This is a genomic window from Sphingobium sp. AntQ-1 (assembly GCF_028538045.1).
Classification (GTDB): Bacteria; Pseudomonadota; Alphaproteobacteria; order Sphingomonadales; family Sphingomonadaceae; genus Sphingobium; species Sphingobium cupriresistens.
On the sequence record NZ_CP117160.1, the window covers coordinates 183492 to 201917 of the forward strand.

General features: G+C 63.1%; 14 protein-coding genes. 1 reads left to right on the forward strand and 13 read right to left on the reverse strand.

What is annotated here, in order from left to right:
* Nucleotides 1–134: 134 nt before the first annotated feature.
* From sphantq_RS23135 to sphantq_RS23195, 13 genes are all read right to left on the reverse strand, one after another.
* Entirely contained in the window at nt 135–593 is a 459-nt protein-coding gene (locus sphantq_RS23135) for a hypothetical protein (RefSeq protein WP_272800641.1), read from the reverse strand.
* Entirely contained in the window at nt 577–2385 is a 1809-nt protein-coding gene (locus sphantq_RS23140; protein ID WP_272800642.1) for an integrase, read from the reverse strand. Before sphantq_RS23140 ends, sphantq_RS23135 begins: the two co-directional genes overlap by 17 nt.
* Before the next feature lie 4 nt (nt 2386–2389).
* Nucleotides 2390–4072, reverse strand: coding sequence for a site-specific integrase (locus sphantq_RS23145; RefSeq protein ID WP_272800643.1), 1683 nt, complete (start codon nt 4070–4072; stop codon nt 2390–2392).
* Between the two features lie 127 nt (nt 4073–4199).
* Nucleotides 4200–5342, reverse strand: coding sequence for a tyrosine-type recombinase/integrase (locus sphantq_RS23150; protein WP_272800644.1), 1143 nt, complete (start codon nt 5340–5342; stop codon nt 4200–4202).
* Nucleotides 5343–5465: 123 nt separating this feature from the next.
* Nucleotides 5466–5663 (reverse strand): hypothetical protein, encoded by a 198-nt coding sequence (locus sphantq_RS23155; protein WP_272800645.1) that lies wholly within the window; start codon nt 5661–5663, stop codon nt 5466–5468.
* A 175-nt stretch (nt 5664–5838) separates the two neighbouring features.
* Nucleotides 5839–6165, reverse strand: a complete 327-nt coding sequence (locus tag sphantq_RS23160) for a hypothetical protein (protein ID WP_336314463.1) — start codon at nt 6163–6165, stop codon at nt 5839–5841.
* Nucleotides 6158–6769 (reverse strand): DUF6927 domain-containing protein, encoded by a 612-nt coding sequence (locus sphantq_RS23165; RefSeq protein WP_272800646.1) that lies wholly within the window; start codon nt 6767–6769, stop codon nt 6158–6160. Before sphantq_RS23165 ends, sphantq_RS23160 begins: the two co-directional genes overlap by 8 nt.
* A 25-nt stretch (nt 6770–6794) precedes the next feature.
* Entirely contained in the window at nt 6795–7430 is a 636-nt protein-coding gene (locus tag sphantq_RS23170; RefSeq protein WP_272800647.1) for a hypothetical protein, read from the reverse strand.
* 132 nt (nt 7431–7562) lie between these two features.
* Entirely contained in the window at nt 7563–8486 is a 924-nt protein-coding gene (locus sphantq_RS23175; protein WP_208634660.1) for an ArdC family protein, read from the reverse strand.
* Nucleotides 8487–8626: 140 nt separating this feature from the next.
* Nucleotides 8627–10681: a ParB/RepB/Spo0J family partition protein gene (locus sphantq_RS23180; protein ID WP_088185001.1), complete on the reverse strand. Its 2055-nt coding sequence runs from the start codon at nt 10679–10681 to the stop codon at nt 8627–8629.
* A gap of 123 nt (nt 10682–10804) precedes the next feature.
* Nucleotides 10805–15022, reverse strand: coding sequence for a strawberry notch-like NTP hydrolase domain-containing protein (locus sphantq_RS23185; RefSeq protein WP_272800648.1), 4218 nt, complete (start codon nt 15020–15022; stop codon nt 10805–10807).
* 69 nt (nt 15023–15091) lie between these two features.
* Nucleotides 15092–15991 carry a DUF7146 domain-containing protein gene (locus sphantq_RS23190; RefSeq protein WP_272800649.1) on the reverse strand — a complete coding sequence of 300 codons (900 nt, stop codon included), beginning with the start codon at nt 15989–15991 and terminating at the stop codon, nt 15092–15094.
* A gap of 81 nt (nt 15992–16072) precedes the next feature.
* Nucleotides 16073–16393, reverse strand: a complete 321-nt coding sequence (locus tag sphantq_RS23195) for a single-stranded DNA-binding protein (RefSeq protein WP_021243468.1) — start codon at nt 16391–16393, stop codon at nt 16073–16075.
* Between the two features lie 749 nt (nt 16394–17142).
* On the opposite strand from sphantq_RS23195, the gene sphantq_RS23200 reads away from it, so the two are divergent.
* Nucleotides 17143–18237, forward strand: a complete 1095-nt coding sequence (locus tag sphantq_RS23200) for a replication initiation protein (RefSeq protein ID WP_272800737.1) — start codon at nt 17143–17145, stop codon at nt 18235–18237.
* The last annotated feature ends 189 nt before the right edge of the window (nt 18238–18426 follow it).

The window sequence follows — 18426 nt, forward strand, 5'->3', positions numbered from 1 at the left end:
CCTGCGGCGCCACCTTCCATTTGAGCGAGCATTAGGTCTGGACCGATCTGTATCCTTTGCCTTGCCAAGCCCGCATTTCCACCATTTCTCCTCCCTCTCCCCTTTCGAGACGCCCGATTAGGGCGTGACCGACGTCAGGCAGCGGACGGATCGTGCGCTTCAGCGCTGGGGCGGATCGGGACCGGCCTGCGGATCCGATCAAGTTCCTGCACGAGTTGGGCGTTGCGGCGTTCAAGGCGCTCAGCACGTTGCTCAGCCTCAACGGCGCGCTTCAGCAGGCTGGCATTATGTGTCGCCAGGGCGAAGTTCCTGGCCTCGGCATCCCGAAGAGCCGAACGTGCGCGATCAGCCTCTCCGGTGGCCATCTCGTTGGCGCCGGCACGCTTTGACTGAAGCTCGCGCAGGGCGTCGAGAACACCGGCATGATGGGTATAGATGACGTTACGGCCGACCCCGCCCGCCCGCGCGAGCGCGGCTACAGTGGCCGCAGCGGTTGGGTTGCCGGCGAGGCCAGCTAGGGCTTCGCGCAGGCGCGCGTCGGTCTTCGCCCGGCGGCGCGCTTGCGGGCTGGACGGATCAGTCTCGGACGCCATCAGCATTTCCTTCGTCGAGCTGGTCCAGGATTCGGCGGGATTCCTGGATGCGGGCTTCGGCAAGCGCTCGGCTCTCAACATCGAGGTCATCGCGTCGGAGCAATGCGGTGTTGCGATCAAGGCGCGCTTCCCAGACCGGCTTATGCTTGTCGGTCACGGCGAAGTTGGCGCATGTCGAACAGGTGCTCTGCGTGCGAAGCACCGGGTTCGGCTCACGCTCGCCGCCGAGGCAGGCAGAAGTTTCCCGGCGATAGAGGCAGTAGCCCCAGTCGCAGACACCGAGGCGCATATCCGTTTCGGCGAGGATCTCAGTGATGTAGGTCCCGACATCCCCGGGGCGCGTGCGGCCGCGGAACGGCGAACGCTCAGAGAGCATGATGCCGGCCTTTCCGGCAACATGCGGAGCCAGCAGCAGGTCTTCCAGCGCCTTGCGGGTTTCTTCCGCAGTCTGATCGTCGATCAGCTCGGCAAGCTCGAAGTCGGTGCCGACATAGGCGCGGTCGGTCATCGCGCGATGGACATGGCCGAGGTGGCGTTGCAACGCCGTCAGGCCGGTGCGATCACGCCGACCGATGAACCGCGAGAACGTCTTGCGCCCTTGATAAGTAGTCAGGTGCCAGGTGCCGCCTTGGTGGTCCGGTAAGGCGAGGAACGACGCAAGCCGCTCGTTCAAGCGAACATTGACCATGGGTGACCGCAATCGCGCGATGGGCATCGTCGTCGGAAGTGGCGATCGTCCCCTGCCGAGCTGGTGGAGCCAGAGCTTCTTCTCGCCGCTAAGTTCGCGAAGCGGAGCAGAGAGACGTTCGAGGATATGGATCGCCCGCTGAACCGGCTCAGGCGCGAGCCAGCGGTGGATGTCGCCATGCTCCGTCAGCGACGTCTTCGTGATCGTGCCGACCAGATAGACGTGTTCCTCTCCGTCGCGATCGCCGGCGCGACGCTCGAGACAGCCCTCTTCAAGCCTGAGGATCTCGGAGGCTCTTGCGCCAACGAGATAGGCGATGACGATGAAGCAGGCATCGCCGAGCCGGTCGAGCATGAACGCCAGGCGGCGCAGTGGCCAGTCCGGATTGGGATACCGGTCCGCGCAGGGACAGGGCTCAGCCAGCATGGCGCGTCTGATGTGCCAGTGGAGGGTGCGTCCTTGGTGCCGCAGTCGGAACTGGTCATAGAGATCTTCGAGACGGTCACGCAGCGCGAGTATCCGGTCGGCTGGCTCGCCGAGCAGTTCGATAGCCCCACTGACCAGCGGCACGACGATCTCGTCGGGGGTGTAGGGATGGCCGCCATAAGGCTTCCAGTGCCGTCTCCCGACCGAGGCGGCGCGAGGCGGCGGCGCCGGCGGTGCGTCGTCTAGCTTGTCGCACTGCATATGGAAGGTGCGGATCGTGCCGAGATGGCCTTCGGCGGTGCTGATCGAGAGCAATGCGCCATTCCTGCCGGGGCGAGCGCGGAGCATGGCCACGAACCGATCGACGGCGTCCCGGTCGAGATCCTTGAAGCGTCGGATGTTCTCGGTCCCCATCCATCGTACAAGGAAGCGGATATGACTGAAGTGGCCGCGGATCGTTTCCTTTCGGAGCGGCATTCGGCCTTCGGGCGGATCGTCCCGCAGCGAGAGCAGGAAGAGTTCCGCCGCGTACCGGAGCGGCGTCCACTGGTCGTCGCAGAACCGGCTCCCGTCCGGCATTTCGAAGCCCCAGTTGAACGTCATGGCGGCAGGCACGCCATCGTTCTCGAGCAATGGCGCCGGACGCTGGGTGAGCGTGGATGTCGGAACAGAAGCCATCGGGTTATTCCAGGTCCGGTAGCGGCGGCAGAGCGAGCATGAGCCGTTCCGCGTCCGGCATCATCTCGAGCGGGAACGCCGGGAGCAGGTCTTGCGTCAGCACCCGAAGGCTGGGTGCGTAGAAAAGGCCGAACCGCACCGAGTCGATCCGCTCCTGCGCTGCTTCAAGATGCCGGATGGCCTGGACGATCCGCGCGAGATGATCCGGGTCTATCGGGACAATCAGGCCCGGACAGGCAAGGCAGCCACCCAGTTTCGGGCAGACACGGCCAGGACGCGTTTGCCCATTGTCGGTCGGGCGAAGGCAGTCGTGGCCGAACAGCGCAGTCACCGGCGCGCCGGTATCCGGTGCTTGATGTCGCGGGAGATCCGGGTTTGTCTCGCCTCGGACCCATGTGATCATCAGCGACTGGAGCCGGGCGATCGTATCGCGTTCGAGGCGCCGAACGGCCTCACCGTCGACATAGATGTCGGTGGTGACAACACTCGCATGATTGAGGACCGCTTTGGCCACCATGATATCGCCCTGCGACGCGGTATAATGGGCGCTCGCCATGCTGCTGCGGAACAGCTTGGGCGAGAAGTCGGGAAGCAGCGGCCGGGGCTTGCCGGGATGCGTTTTGTTCCATGAGGCGATCGCGGCGTTCTGGAGCTCGTAGAAGCGAAGCATTGCCGATCGCAACGTGGCTTGCACGATATGACCGGCGTGATGCTCACGTTCGAGACGGCCAGTCGTCATGAGGAAGCGGTGCAGGAACAGCCGATCTTGCTTGGACGGTTCCACATGCGGCAGCAGAGGCGCCGTCATCGCGAGAAGTTTCTCTATCAGGCGAGGCGCCGCATAGGGACGGCGATTGTCGAACGATCGCCGCTGCATGCGCTTCACCTTGCCGCCGGCGCGAGGTTTGATCCATTCGACCATGACGCGATGCCGGTCGAGCGGATGGGGCACCAGGCAGTCGCGCTTGATCTGGCGCATCGGACCGGCATTTGCCGCCGTCTGGATCAGCAGCACGATATAGAACGCAACCAGCGTGTCGGTCGTGAGATGGAGATAGCCTTCCAGCTCCCGGAACCCGCCGGCCTCGGCAATCCGCTGCCGATCAGCCTTTCCCAAGTCCGAGCCCCGGGCAGCTGGCATGATCCCTTTGCCGAGCCGATGCAGTTTCCATATCCAGCGATCCCGTTCAGCGGTCCGGCCACCATGGAGCGGCAAGTTCGGAAGAGCGACGATGATTTGACCGTGCTGGAACTTGTCCCAGGCAGTGTCGATCTCGGCATAACAGACGGCCAGCAGCGCGCGCATCGCGGCGGTCGTCAGCCTGTCCTGCGGTAGCCGCTGAACGCCGGCGAGCGGGATCGCATTGTTGGGCACGGCGAAGCCGGAGGCAAACAAGCCGGGATTGTCCGTGATCGCGCGCTTGAGGACCGGTCGGACCATACCGAGCTGACCGGATTGCGATTGGACTCCGCGCTGGCGCCCGTCGGCGGGCTTCGCCAGCCAGGTGATGAACCGGCGGATCGTCGCCATATCGAGATCGGTGGCGCGCCTGACGCGCGCGTCTTCACGCAGGAACCTGCCGAACACGCGTAGCGCGAACCAGCGTGCGGTGCGGGTGGCGGCGCTGGATGCTACATCATGATCGCGGAAGGCCCGGGCAATAGCTGCGCTGATGTCGTCCGGCATTCCGAACAGCGCGGGGTCGAAGCGTTGAACGATCTTGCCCCATTCGTCGCGGAACTGGATTTCGGCGATCTCCGCCGGATGGTCCGCCGACGTCGGTTCGAGCCGAAGCGTCCGATCAAGGCGGCTCCTAGTCATCGGCCGGGATCAGCTCGCCATAGAGATAGGCGAGGCTTTCGCTCAGGTCGCGCTCGTGCAGTTCGACGCAGCGCAGATAGATCGCCGTCGTCATGATCGAAGCGTGGCCGAGCAGTACCTGAACGACCTTGAGCGGATTGAGATCGGGATTGGTGCGGGCCTGCACCTGAAGCCGGGCGAGCATCGCCATCGCGAAGGTATGTCGCAGCCAGTGCAGCGTGCCGTGGAGACCTGCGGCCGCGAACGCTTCCGCGAGCTGCCCCGTCAGGAGCTTGCGCGTCATGGCGCGGCCATGCTCGTTCAGGAGGAGATTGGACGGTGTACGGTAGCGCTGGTCGGAGCGGCGGGCACGGCGGACGATCCGGGCGCGCTCCTCGCCGATATACCAATGCGTATGATCCAGCAGCCGAAGCGGCGGATAGACCGTCCTTGGACGGTCGCCCTTGGTGATATGCAGCGGCACGCCGACCAACGGGTCGCTGTCGAGCCCAAGCGGCCAGCTATCAGGGATCTGATCGACGGGGAGCGCGCAAAGCTCCTTGCGGCGCAGACCTGCCCCGAGCGCCCATTGCGCGGCTAGTCGCGCAGTGGGCCTGAGATGCGCGAACAGCCGCGCCAGTTCGTCCACGCGCAATGGCCGCGGCAGCTTTTCGGGGCGCGACACGATCATCGCGTTGACCTGCCGCCGCTGTAAGCCCGGACGATGAGCGCCATCGAGCATCAGCGTCATCTTCTCGGTCAACCGGAACGGACAATGGTCGATCAGCCCCCGGTCGAGCGCCCAGCTATAGAAGCGGCAGACAGTGGAGACGCGCGCATTAATCGTGGTCCGGGCATAGGGTCGTCCGGTGTGCGTGCTGGGGTTCTGCAGCATCCGATTGCGATATGCGGCGATGACACGCTCGTCGGCCTCGCGCCATTCGATCCCGGATTGTTCGAGGGAGTCGAACCAGTCGTGGAGATGCTCGCCATAGGTCCGCACGGTTTCCGACGCCTGGGCGCGGCCGCTCAGTTCGGCATGCTCCATGAGCCAGACGAAGGCCGGCTCGATGATTGCCATGTCGGCGTAAAACAGGATCGGGAAGCCAGCGGGGACATTGCGTTCTCCCGCACCGGCTCGAATGATCGATACCACCGGCCGTCTCACTGATCGATAAGCTGAGACCGATAGACTATCACAATATTGCCGCCTTGGGAGTCTGGGACATGCTGGACGCTATGAAGGCCAGAAGGACGAGGGGATCGATCCGAGCGTCCACTACAATTCGTCCCGGCTGAACCCGTGATGCTCGATCAAGGAATGGCACACCGCATCCCACACCAGTTCTTTGAAGGCAGCGCGGTTTCCGAGATCGGTGTCGTAAGCGTAGGTGTCGGCCAGCTTCTTTGCGGACTCTCCCAGATCGTGAAAGAACCTACTGCGCATCGTGTAGGTTTCGGCGAATGTGTTGGCCATACTTGCCTCCATAAGTAGCTATCGACCCAGGTGTGGCGGGTCACGGCGAAGCTTTCGGCTTCCCGATAAGCGCGGTGCGGAAGTGAAGAAGGATCAGGCCGGCCGCCGCCAGCTATTTGGGTTAGCGCGTCGTCCGGCCTGACCCTTCTTCACGGCGAGGTAACAAGACACTCGCTCAGGCTGGACCTAACGAGCAAGACCCCCGCCCAAATGCCTTGGACGGCAGGGTGGCGTTGGTCAGCATGTTGGTGCCCAAGCTATCATAGGGCGGCCAATGCTTGAAATTTCGTGGTTGGTAGCGGACGACATCGGACGCGACATCGTGACGATCCATCCAACGACGAAAGACCGGGAGGAAGGCGTAGGTATCGGTCTTCTCGGAATCGGTATCGGCGAACAACACCATATCGATCGGCTCGCCTCGTTCGACGAGCTCGATGATCATGGCGGTAGAATCGACGCCCGCGCCCCAGGCCGCGATCACCGGCGCGCGCTCAACCATCGGTCGTGTCCTTCGGGACAATGGCCGGGTTGATAAGCCGGTATGCGCGCGTCCTGAACTTTGCAATCCGGCACACGGCGCCGGTTATGGGATCGCGAAATAGCGGGGCCTTGCCCTTCGGATTGGCAATGACCGTGAAGCGGTTGCGATCCTCGCCGTCATTGAAACGAATGGGTTCGTCGAAGACGATGGTCTGTCCCGGCTTCGGGACCGGCTTCGCGCGTTCGAGCTTGCGGCGAAAAAGGTTGGCACGGCAGCGTGCGCGCCATTCGGAGGCGTAGGTGCTGTCGGTCTCGGTCAATTCATCGAGAATGGCAGCAGGGCAGTCACTTTCGCACGGACCCATCGTTTCCGTCATGTCTTTGTAGCCGAACGTGCAGCCGTCGCGCGCGCCGGTGCTTTGCCGGGTCAGGCACACGACGGCGAAGACGGCCCGACCGCCGGACGCCTCGATCCGTTCGCACGCCGCGTAATAGGTAGATCCGACCATCGAAGACGCGAGAACCGTGAGACGATGGTCCGCGTGCGCATAGGTGAACTGGTTGTCGAGATAGGAGCGCGGAGTGGCGTAGCCACCCATATCGCGCATGAAGAGCCAACCCATGAGATATCTCCTGCGATTGCGGGGTTCAGGCGGCAGCCGCGAAACGCGCCGCGCCGATGTCGCCGGGGATGCCGGCAAGTCGGTGCTGGAACGCGGCCACGTCGAGTAATTCGGTAATCGGCGCGCGGTGGGGCCTGCCGATCTCCTGCCCGTCGCGACAGCGGCTGATCGAGACCTCGCTGTCCGGAAGAAAGCCGCGCGGGACCACGCGAAGGGCGAGATCCGCGTGGCGCAACTCCGTTGTGCCGTCTTCGTGATCGGCACCCATCACGGTGTTGATACGAGCGTCGTCCGCGTCGAGGCCGATTGCTGTCGCTAGACGTGTAAGCGCGCGGCGCGCCTGATAGTGGAAGGTCCGTTTGGCGTGGTAGTTTCCGCCGACGCTCTTTCCGGCAATGTCGAGTAGCGCTGGTGCGGCGTCGACCGCTAGGCGATCTGCTTCGCAACGAAGGCGAAGGGCGGCCGCGCTGGGCGCATCGCGTTCGGCAACGTCTGCCAGATGGCGGATGAGGAGAAGGGTTGCCGCGTCGCTGGCAACAGGCTTGCCAGCACGCTGACAGTCGTCGACGGCGGCGTTGAGGGCGTGGAGTGCCGCCGGCAGATGGTCCAGACCGGCGGGGGAAAGGGCCTGATTGTGGCGGTAGAGCGTATCGTAGAACATGGGAGCCTCCTTCTGAGCGCTCTGGCGCGCTCAAAAGGCCGAAGGCGTCCTCTCCTCCCCCCTCCTTGCGGCGGCGGAGCGCTACGGCGAACCGGCGGGAGGCGCCGGGGTCGAGGCAGGCGACCGCCGCGATCATGCTGCTTCACGGATCTGTTCCTGGACTTCGTCCGACGTGGCGAGGCCAGTTGCGCGGAGCAGAAAGACGGTCGCTGCTTCGGCTTTTGCCGCAGCCGTCATGATGGCGCGGGAATCCTTGCGCAGCACCGCGAGCCACGAGCCGATATACGCTGCATGATCGTCGATATGGGCGGTCGGGAGGCCAAGATCCGCGCCGAGCAGGGCGGATGTCATCTCGGCGCAAAGCTCTTCGAACGCATAGGCGTTGTCGCCGAATTTCCTGCCGAACTCTCGATTGAGCCGGTCAGGATGGCCGGTCCAATGACCTGCCTCATGCGCCAAAGTCGACGCGAAATACGCGCGGGTGGAAAACAACGCGACGGGCGGCATCGTGATGCTGTCGGCAACGCGGTCGTAGTAGGCGCGATCGCCGCGCTGGTGAACCCTCGCCGGAAGGGCATCGAGGAAGCGCTGCGCGCGATCCGGTAGCGCGTCGTCGGGGGCGACGACGCTGACGGGGCGTGGATAAAACTTCTCGGGCAGCCCATCAATCTGATCGGCATTGAAGACAGCGTAGGATCGCAGCACGCGGCGCATTTCGTCCGTAGCATCGCCAGTAACGGGCGACTCGACGGTCTTGCTGTAGGATTTGTAGAAGATGGCGATTTGCGACCGCTCGCCTTCGCGGACCTGGCCGCCCAGCGCCTGCGACTGCTTGTAGGTCATCCAGGTGCGCGAACGATAGCCGGCGCTTTCGGCGCAGAGCCACAGCCAGAAGCAATTGATGCCCTTATACGGGTCGCCGGTCGCGCGAAGGGGGCGGCCGCCAAGGCCAGGCCGCCACGGCTTCACCCAAGGGCGTACGCCGGATTCGAGTTTGTCGATAATCGCGTTTGTGATGGTGTCGGCGGGCGACGGTTTATCGGCGGTCTTTGCCACGGCAAGTTCTCCTGATCTGGAAGAGGCGAGCCCGGACCAGCATCCTCTCCTCAGAAAGGCTGCCGTCGGGGCACAAAAGGAGGGGCGACACTCCGCGAAGAGTGCCGCCCCCAAGTCGCCTCGAACCGTGCAAGCAGGCGTCAGGCCGCCTCGCTCAAATCCTCCTGACCGTCGTGCGTCGCGTCATCAGGGTCGGACTCGTCGTCACCATCGTCGCCGGGATCGACATCGTCGGCCTCGTCGATAAAGGTCGAGCGCAGCGCGATGGTCTCGGGCTTTTCGATGGCGTCGAAGCGCATGGCATCCGGCAGCCAGGCCGCCGCCTTTTCGCGGACTTCGGCCTCGACGATCCCCTGTCCGTTGCAGAGCGAGGCGCAGGTTGCGGCAAGGTCGCCCTTCTTGGCGTCCTTGTATCGCCCGCGCAGGATCGGCCCGCCGATGGCCTCGAGCGCGTCGAGCATGACGTCTTTTTTGACGCGGCCGAAGAAGTTTTCAGCCGTGGGGCGCCACCAATGCTCGACCTGAATGTCGAGCGCGCGACCAAGATGGTCATGGAACCCATTGGACCGTCCGCCCTCGGGAACGTTCAGGCTCGGCTCCAGCGTGCGTGCGATCGAGAAGGCCACCCAACTGCCGCGGGCCTCGTCGTCGAGCGCACGAAAGGCATCGAAACGTTCGGACATGGTCTTATGACCGGCCCAGCTCGTATCGAGACGCTGGCGCTGATCCTCAATGGCCTGCGACGCCATCGATCCTTCGTCGCGGAAGCCGAAGATCGGGAATTGGGCGCCGCTGGACTTGAGCGTCGAGTGGTTGCGGACGTAGTTCTGCTCGAAGACGACATTCTGCGCCATCAGGAAGATGGTGAGGTCCAGCGCCATCGCCGGATCACTGGCGATGTGAGCGACGAGGATCTGCCGGCGCTGGGTCGCCAGCTCGTCAATCAGCGTAGCGCTGAGTTTGGGTCCATGATCGATGTCGTCGGCGCCGTCGTCACCATTGGCACCGCCCATCACCTTGGGCGGAGCATTCGGATCGACAACCGGCTTCTCACTGAACATGCGGGTGTGAACGCGGGCTTCGCCATCGCCACCGATATAAACGAACGTCCCGATCTGCGCTCGGACCGCCGGATCGATCTCGCGACGGGATTCCTCGATGCTTTCAAGTTCCCGTTCGATTTCGTCGAGACGATCGTTCGCGACCTCGGCTTCCGCCGTCCCATCGGTCAGTTCGCCTTCAAGCTGCTCGACGAGTTGGTCATTCTCGGCAGAAAGCGCTTCGACGCGCGCGCTTTCCGCTTCGCTAAGCGGCCGCGCGGGCGCGTGAAACTCATGAAGCTGACGCTCGAGATCGTAGGGAACGTGGGTGGCCGCAATCGGCGTCACGAATGCGAGGCCCTCGGCCTGCGCGAGTTCGGCGGCGGCCGCCTCCAGCTTTTTGCCGGCAAGATCTTCAAGAAGATCGACGTCGATCCAGTTCTCGTCCCCCTCGGCGGCAAAGAGATCACCCTCGATGCGGCCGCCTGCGGCGACATAGGCATCGCGACCGATGAACCGCGCCTTGGCATCGTTCGCCTTGATCGTCCCGTTGAGGATCGCACGCCGGATGTTGTCGGGCTGATCGCCATAATAGGAGGTACTCATCTGTGCGAACACGCGAGCCTGACGATCGATGTCGCTCGTCACGGCATAGGCCTGAGCGACCCCCAGGGTGATTTCGCCGGCGGCGAGAGCCTGGAACACGCTTGGTGCAAGCTCGGCAAGCCGGACCCGCTGCTCGACGAAGCGGGTGGTGACGCCCTGTCGCTTGGCAACGTCCTCGGCGGTCATCCCCTTCTGGATGAGGAAGTTGAACGCGGTGCTTTCATCCGCCGGGTTCATCGGAACGCGCTGAAAATTCTCGGTGAGGCTCGCCTCGACCGAGTTGTCGTCGTCGGTCAGGACGAGGACGGGCACGACATGGTCGACGGGCAGAGTGCCCTGTTCGATCAGGCTCTGGAGTGCGCGCAGCCGGCGCCCGCCCGCCTTGACGGTGAAATGGCCCGCTTTCTTGAGCGGGGTAACGATGAGATTCTGCAACAAGCCTTGCGTTGCGATGCTGGCGGCTAGGGCTTCGATACCAGCCTCCCGGCTCGATTTACGGACATTGTCTTTCGACAGCGAGAGGTTCTTGACCTTCACGGACTGGATCATCTTTTGTCTCCATCTGGAACTGGCGCGCCGCCTCGACGGTCACGCGAGCCTGCTCATCAGGCCCACAAAGCCGAAGGCCCCCTCCCCTCTCCTGCGCTGGGCGCGGAGAGAGGACCTCGATCGTCAGGCGGCGATGCGCTCGATGACGGCAGCGGCATTCGCGACGGGAACGAACATCCGCGTCCTGTGCTGGATGATGTCGGTAAAACAGCCGGCCGCCTTGAGTTCGGCAAGCCGCGTGTGCGGCCAATCGAGCAGTTCGAGGCGCTGCTGGCCGGCGACCAAGCTGCGCTTGAGCCGGTAGGCTCCGACGGACGATATCTCGCCGCTGGTCATCACATGCTTTGCGGTATCTTCGCCTGACACGGTGATGGCGGCGTTGATCCCGAAGGCGTCCGCGAGCTTCGACACCAGCGGTGCAGGAACGATCCGGCCGAGGAAGGACTGGCCGTCATCGGTGTTCAGGCGCCAAACCTGAACATGATCATCGGGCAAGCGATCCCAGACCGGCAGGAGCAGGCCCGCGACCAGATAGAGCGTGCTGGTGCGGGTCTTGTCCCGCATCTCCTCTACCTCGGCCTGCCATAGCGCCGAAAATTCCTCCTCGCTGGTCTCTTCCCACATCGTTTCGAGCAGCAAATCCTGCCGCATCCGCTCGGAACGGGTCGGCCGAAGCAGCTCGTAGCGGCGAACGATCTCACCATCGTCATCGGTGAGCGAATAGGTGCTGCACCGGATCGCGGCCCTGCCGGACTTGCGATTGACGATCGGGCGCGCGTCATCGCCAAGGATACGCAACGCACGGTCGAGCGGGATCGGCTTGTAGCGCTCTTCCGTTTCGAGGCGCAGAATCTCCGTTTCTGCGCCGCTGGTCTGGTCGCGCCGGATTACCGTGCGATCGAGGATCGTGATGCGTTCGGCATTGATGCTCTCGACGCCAAGATCGAGCGTGCCAGCTTCGCGCGCCGCTTCGATCCTGGCCTCAATCAGGCCGAGATATTCATCGAAGATCGCATTCTGCAGCGCGATGCGCAGCGCGAGAATGCGATTAAGCCAGCGCTGGATGGGCGGCAGCTCCTCCTTCAGCCCGCCGCCTTCGCCCTCGAGCTCAAGTCCGGTCAACTTCTGGAATTCGCCAAGCGTGGTCGAGCGCAGCTTACCGTCGGCAAGCAGGCGGAACCATGTTTCGAGGGATTCCTTGGCATAGTCGCTTTCGAGATTGTCACGCGGGTCGAACAGACCTTGGCCGCCTGTCTGACGCTGGCCCCGTGTCAGGGCACCAAGGCTGTCGAGGCGGCGGGCAATCGTCGAGATGAAGCGCCGCTCGCCGCGGCAGTCGGTCGATACCGGACGGAACAGCGGCGCAGTTGCCTGATGCGTGCGATGGGTGCGGCCGAGACCCTGGATGGCCGCGTCAGCGCGCCAACCGGGCTCGAGCAGATAGTGGTTGCGGCGCGACTGGTTCTCGGCGGTAAGGCTGGCGTGATAGCTGCGTCCGGTGCCGCCTGCATCGGAGAAGATCAGTATCTTCTTCTGGTTCCGCATGAAGGCGTCGGTCTCGGCAAGGTTTGTTCGCGGCGAACGGCTCTCGATGCGCTGGCGACCGTGCGCGTCGATGACGATGCGCCGGCTGCGTCCCGTCACCTCGGCGACGGCATCGGTCCCGAAATGCCCTATGATATGATCCAGGGCGGACCCCACGATCGGCAGGGAGCAGAACCGCTCGACGAGATTGTCACGCATTTCGAGCGCTTCCTGGCTGAAGATGGGACGCCCGTCCTCGTCGGACATCGGCTCGGACCGCGTCTTGCCGGTGTCATCGACGAAGGTCTTCATCTGACGGACGGGGAAGGCGGCCGTGAGATAGGACATGACGAACTCTTTGGGTGAAAGCTCGATGTCGAGATTCGCCCGGTCCTCGGCGTTCAGCGCGGCCAGTGCCCGGTTGAGCATCGCCTCGGACGTCGAGACGAGCTGGATCACGACGCTCTCGCCCCGGGCCAGATCCGCTCTGATCGCCGGGATCAGCGAGGGCAGCTTCATGCCGATCAGGATCTGGCCGAAGAACCGCTGCTTGGTGGATTCGAAGATCGACAGCGCAGCGGCCTTCGCGCCGCTGTTGTAGGTGTCATTGGAGAAACTGTCCGTCACCCGGGTGGCATCGAGCGCGGTGCGCAAATTGGCGTGGATGATCGCCCACGCATCAGCATAGGCGTCATAGACCTCGACCTGATCGGGCGTCAGGCGATGTTCGAGGATGTCATATTCGACACCAGCGAAACTGAGCGCCCTGGCGACATAGAGGCCCTGCATTTTCAGGTCGCGGGCGATCAATTCCATCGCCGCGATCCCGCCACGTCGCAGACTGTCGACGAATGCGCGGCGATCGGCGAAGGCGGTGGTCGGACCCCACAGGCCAAGCCGGGTGGCATAAGCGAGATTGTTGACGTCCGACGCGCCGGTTGCCGACACGTATAGGACGCGGGCACGGGGCAGCAGGTTTTGCAGGCGCACGCCGGCGATGCCTTGATCGGATCCGTCCTTGGTGCCGAAACGGCCTTCGCCGCCGGCGACACCCGCCATTTCGTGCGCCTCGTCGAACACCATCATGCCGTCGAAATCGTCACCGACCCAGTCGAGGATCTGCTGAAGGCGAGTGCCCTTGTCCCCCCGGTTGGAGCGGAGCGTCGCATAGGTGAGGAAGAGCACACCCTCGGCCGCGCCGATCGGCGTACCCAGCTTCCACTGGTTGTGATGCTGGATGTCGAGCGCAAGACCGCCGACCGCGGTCCAGTCGCGACGTGCATCCTCCAGCAGTGTCTCGGTCTTGGATATCCAGATGTGCTTGCGGCGCCCGCGCAGCCACTGGTCGAGGATGATGGCGGCAACCTGACGGCCCTTGCCGGCACCCGTGCCGTCGCCAAGGAAGAATCCGGTCCGGTAAGGGCGACCGTCCTTGTCCGGCGTGAGCGACAATCCTTCCTCGGCCGCCTTGAACAGACCGGAGATGTCGCGCTCGAAAGCGTCCCCGGCGTAGATCAGCGTTTCGAGCTGAGCGTCGGACAGCACCCGGTTGTCTACTACACCGGCCGGCAGCTTCGGAACGTAAGACGGCCGCGGTGCCGTAATCGAGCCCATGGCGATCGATTCCACCAGAGCGGTCGGATGCGGGGATGCACAGGGAATGGCGATGCGGCTTGGCCGATACGGCAGGTACACCCCCACCGCCTCACCGGTCGGTACGGGTTCAGCAAAGACGGTGTAGCCGATATCAAGCGCGCTGAGAGACTGGGCGGCCTTGCCGATCGGGGCCGAAAGCCGGGGTCTGCTCGAGAGACCGCCGAGCAGGGATGCGCGCGCACGGGTGGGTGCAAGGCGCGCTGGGGAGAGTCTCGGGGTTTCCGTAACGCTGGCGGCGGAAGCGATGATCGTCGCGAGCGCTTCGCCGAGCGAGTTGCACTGAACAATGGCGACGTCATCCCGGAAACCTTTTTCCAGAACGATGAGCTTTACGATCTGGCTGGTGCCGTGTTTGGCATAGGCATCGGCGGGTAGTTCGACGTGGAGCGTGATCGCACAGCCGTCGGTCGCCTTCGCCCAGGCGCGGCTCGATGTATCCACGCGATCGGGAAGGATAGCGGCGCAGCGCCCCCCGGCATCGAGCCGTTTCAGGGCGGCGCGCAAGTGGCGGAGCGCGGCAAGCGGGTCGGCATGTCGACCGATGCTGCGAGAAAAGGGCGGGTTGATGAGCACGGCGGTCGGGCGGATCGACAGCGGCAGCAGATCGTCGATGAGTTCGCCATCATGGCGACTGACCGGTACAGTTGGGAATGCTGCCTGGAGCATGTCAGCGCGCCCTGGATCGATCTCGTTGAGGACAAGCTTGGCGCCAGCGCGCGAGGCGAAAACGGCGAGGAGCCCGGTGCCGGCGGAGGGCTCCAGGACTGTATCCGCGGCGGTGATGCGAGCGGCGAGCGCAGCAAGGTAGCCAATCGCGGCCGGTGTCGAAAATTGCTGGAGCGCGATCTGTTCTTCGCTGCGCACAGTATGCGTCGGGAGGGATGCGGTGAGCGCGGTCAGGGCCGCAAGGCACTCGGCGGGCTCTTGCGACAGGTCAAGCGTGGCGAGGTGCAAAACCTGGGCCAGCTCCAGAACATCATAGGCATCGCGGAGTGACCAATGCCCGTCAGCAGCAGTTGAACCATAGGCGGTTTCCATCGCCCGAAGCAGGCCAGGCCGGTCCACGCTGTCGCCTTTGCGCAGCTCGGCATAGACCGCGTTTGCGGCGGTAATGGATGGTTCGGTGAAATCGAGTTCGAGAGCAGCAGCTGAGGTGTGCATCGAAAGCCTCCATCGTATCGTCCGGTGCCCATCACCGGATCAACAAGCCGAAGGCCTCCTCTCCTCTCTTCAGTGGGGGTGTGTCTGGATCACGGTGCGAGGAACGGCGTTGCGGGCAAGCCGATCACGCAGAGCATCGTTCCAATCGTCATGCTCGGACGGGAGCCACTCCTCAACCCTTCGCCCGTTGGCGCTGAGGTGCTCCCCTGCCCTCTTCAGGCAGATCTTCGCCGCCGTGTTCCGCTGGCCAAACACGATGATGCGCTTCACATGGGACGGTATGCCGACATGGGCGTAGCGCTCGGCACCAAGCACGGCCCAAACCGGCAATTGGAACCAGTCGATGGCGGACAGGGCATCTTCGATCCCCTCGGCAATGCCCAGAACGTCATCCGGCTCACCAAACCGTACGCTGCCCGAACCAAGCAGACCCAGCGCGAGCTTGGGCTTGCGGAAGGGGCGCCGCAAAATGTCGGTGGGATCAAGAAAAGTCCGGTGGACCGCGACCAGGCCCAGCTCATTTCTCACTGCGGCGATCATTGCGGGAAGGCTGCGCCGATCCTTCCCCTTTCCTATGATCGTTTGCGGATTGAAGCGAAGGTCGGGCGTTGCAGCATAAAGACCCCGAGCATGAAGATAGGCTTCAGCCGGTGTGCCGGCGATGGGGATGCTGTGCTGCCATAATGACTTGGCCAAACCGCTCAGATCGCGTGAGGGCGCGCGCGGTTCGACATGGACCGGCTCTCGATCGTGCAAACCCTGACGATCGAGAGCCTTGAGGATATCGGTCGACGTGCATCCCGCAAAGCATTTGAACAGGATCGCCTTGGTGCCGAGGCGGACCGAAAGACTGGGGGAATGATCGTCATGGGCGGGGCAACGGCACTCTCCGCGCGATCCAGACCAGCGTCCGCCCAGGCTCTCGACGATCTGCTTGGCGCGAACCGCCGCGTCGATGGTGGCTGGCATAAGCGAAACTCCTATCGAAAATTTAGGTTCGCTCGCGCATGCCCCCTCCCCTCTTGCCCGATCGGCGCTGCATCCTACGGCCTATGCTGCCTTCGCCGCGAGCACACCGAACTCTTCGACGATCCGGTCGGTCGTGTAGTGGGTGGTGCCGTCGCGCTCGTAGGATGTGTCTCGGAGCCGTCCGGCGATCCGCACTAGATCGCCAACCTGGGCCTTCTCATCGATATATTTGCGCTGGCCGTCGCTGAAAATGACGACGCGGTTCCAGTAGCTGTCCTCGATCCACTGGTCGCCCTCTCCGCGGCGGCGATAGTTCGCGCATACCGAGATGTTCGTGACCTTAGGCTTGGCGTCGATCTCACCGATCCGTCCGATGATCTCGAATTTGGCAAAATTGATCATGCGAGCTCCTCACTGCGTCTGCCCAGCGGCGACGAGCGGTGGTTCAGCTGCTGTCGGATCGCCGAGATCTCGTCGCTGGGCGGACCTGCCAAGGATCGAGACCGGGATGCTATCGTGGAACACCGGTCAGGCGGTATCCCCCCAGCAAGGGGGAATCGGTTATGCTGTCCGATCTAAAGGGTCCGCGAATCACCCGCGTGTTCTTTTAGAATCAATCTAAAACAACGCCGCTGCTCGCAGCGGAAGGATTCATGATTCTAAGTGATTCAGATTCGGTACCGAAAAGACATGCAATTTCAATGATCTGCCGCGTTTGTCCTGACCGCGCGGGGGATTTTGCCTGACCTGGCGGGGGCGTCATCCTGACCGGTCGGGGGTAGATAGCTGACCTATTGGGGCTATCCTGACCGATTGGGGGCAATGGCTTTTGGCGGCCCCGCGCTCGAGAATAATGTCATTTTGCCGCGTTTATCGAGCGTCAGCGAGCCGAAAACGGGCGGAACGCGAATCGTACTGCGACTCGGCAGAATCCGAGGCCTTTTGTGGGAGTGTCACCCGGTTCTAACCTGACCGGATGGGGGCAACGGAAAGTGTTTCTGCCTGTCCTGCCTTGACGAGAGAGGACAGGTCAGGCAGCAATTAGGCGAATCTGCCAATACGCGTTCGGCCTATATGACATGGAACATGCGGAAAATCTAAGCGCCGATGTAGCGCAAGAGGCGCAAGCCGATTCGGCGCCGGGCCGTGCCATGCGAGTCGCGGCGGCTTTGCAAGCGAAGGGTGGCGAGGAGTTCGCCAAACCCGGCAGCATCGTTGAGATCAAATTCGTGAAAGGCCAGTCGCTCAGCCTGACGGCGTCGCGATTGCTCGCATTGATGATTCTGACCGCAGGCGGGGATGCCTGGCAAGATCGGCCGCATCGGATGCGCAAGGCCGATATTCGCCGCGGTCATAAGGGTAATGAACGTATCTCCGACATGCTGGAGGAACTTCACCGGACCTTGTTTGCGATCGACGACCGGTCTTGGCGCGGCAAGAAAGCGACGCTGCGTTTTTCGCTGATCTCGTCGTCTCGCGAAGAGGCGGAAGATACAGACGGCGCGGATGCGGGTTGGATCGAATGGGAGTTTACGCCTGATGCGCGCAAGCTCATCCAGGAATCCGAGAGCTATGCCGTTCTTAATCGGCAGGCGGTGCTGGGCTTCCGATCGAGCTATGCGCTCAAACTCTATGAGATTGGATCGCTGCGGCTCCATCGTCGCCAGTCGACGTGGAAGGGCGATATGGCAGCGCTGCGTGCAGCGCTGGGCATATCGCCTGAGGTGTATAAGGATTTCGCGCAACTTCGTCGCAAGGTGCTCGAAAAGGCAAAGGCCGAGATCGACCAACTGGCTCACTTCCGAGTCGAGTGGAAGGAGATACGACAGGGGCGGACGGTGACCGAGATCGAGTTCCGTTTTGAACCGAAGGATGCGCCAGCGCAGATCGCGACCGTCGATGAGATTGAGCGGCACTCGACGGGGCGCAAGGCGCGCCGGGAAGGGGCAGTAGAGACGGTCGCCGAGACGGTGGAAGTTGGATCGCTCGTGAAGGCCGCCATCAGCGCGCTCGTCGCGCCAGAGAAGAGTTCGGAGATTGTCTTTCCGCAAGGAACGATCCGGTTCAACGCGGAAGGCTTGGCCGCGATTGCCCGGTCGCATGGGGGCGGATGGGATATTGATCTCATCGCCGACGCTTATCGCCAGCAGATGGGCGACCGCCTGGCGAAGCTCAAGGGCGCGAAGCTGACGAGTTCTTGGACGGGTTTTTGCGAGAGTTTCGTTGCTCGAAGGGGCCGCCCATAAGCGAAATTGCACCGGTGCAATTTCGTCGTGCCCCCACCGAGTCAGGATGTCCTGCCCGAAAGGCGATCGTCAGCCATTTTAGCCGCCATTGCCATCGACAGCATAGCTCCACTTTCGAAATAGCGCTTCTGTTTGACGAAAAAGCGCAAGTAGCGCTACTATGCCCCGAGTTTCGCAAAGGGGCGCCCT

Coding starts and splice junctions, on each gene's coding strand:
- sphantq_RS23190 (WP_272800649.1), bottom strand. CDS start 15,991: ATGCCAGCCACCATCGACGCGGCGGTTCGCGCCAAGCAGATCGTCGAG.
- sphantq_RS23155 (WP_272800645.1), bottom strand. CDS start 5,663: ATGGCCAACACATTCGCCGAAACCTACACGATGCGCAGTAGGTTCTTT.
- sphantq_RS23180 (WP_088185001.1), bottom strand. CDS start 10,681: ATGATCCAGTCCGTGAAGGTCAAGAACCTCTCGCTGTCGAAAGACAAT.
- sphantq_RS23160 (WP_336314463.1), bottom strand. CDS start 6,165: ATGGTTGAGCGCGCGCCGGTGATCGCGGCCTGGGGCGCGGGCGTCGAT.
- sphantq_RS23140 (WP_272800642.1), bottom strand. CDS start 2,385: ATGGCTTCTGTTCCGACATCCACGCTCACCCAGCGTCCGGCGCCATTG.
- sphantq_RS23170 (WP_272800647.1), bottom strand. CDS start 7,430: ATGTTCTACGATACGCTCTACCGCCACAATCAGGCCCTTTCCCCCGCC.
- sphantq_RS23185 (WP_272800648.1), bottom strand. CDS start 15,022: ATGCACACCTCAGCTGCTGCTCTCGAACTCGATTTCACCGAACCATCC.
- sphantq_RS23195 (WP_021243468.1), bottom strand. CDS start 16,393: ATGATCAATTTTGCCAAATTCGAGATCATCGGACGGATCGGTGAGATC.
- sphantq_RS23135 (WP_272800641.1), bottom strand. CDS start 593: ATGGCGTCCGAGACTGATCCGTCCAGCCCGCAAGCGCGCCGCCGGGCG.
- sphantq_RS23145 (WP_272800643.1), bottom strand. CDS start 4,072: ATGCCGGACGACATCAGCGCAGCTATTGCCCGGGCCTTCCGCGATCAT.
- sphantq_RS23200 (WP_272800737.1), top strand. CDS start 17,143: ATGCGAGTCGCGGCGGCTTTGCAAGCGAAGGGTGGCGAGGAGTTCGCC.
- sphantq_RS23165 (WP_272800646.1), bottom strand. CDS start 6,769: ATGGGTTGGCTCTTCATGCGCGATATGGGTGGCTACGCCACTCCGCGC.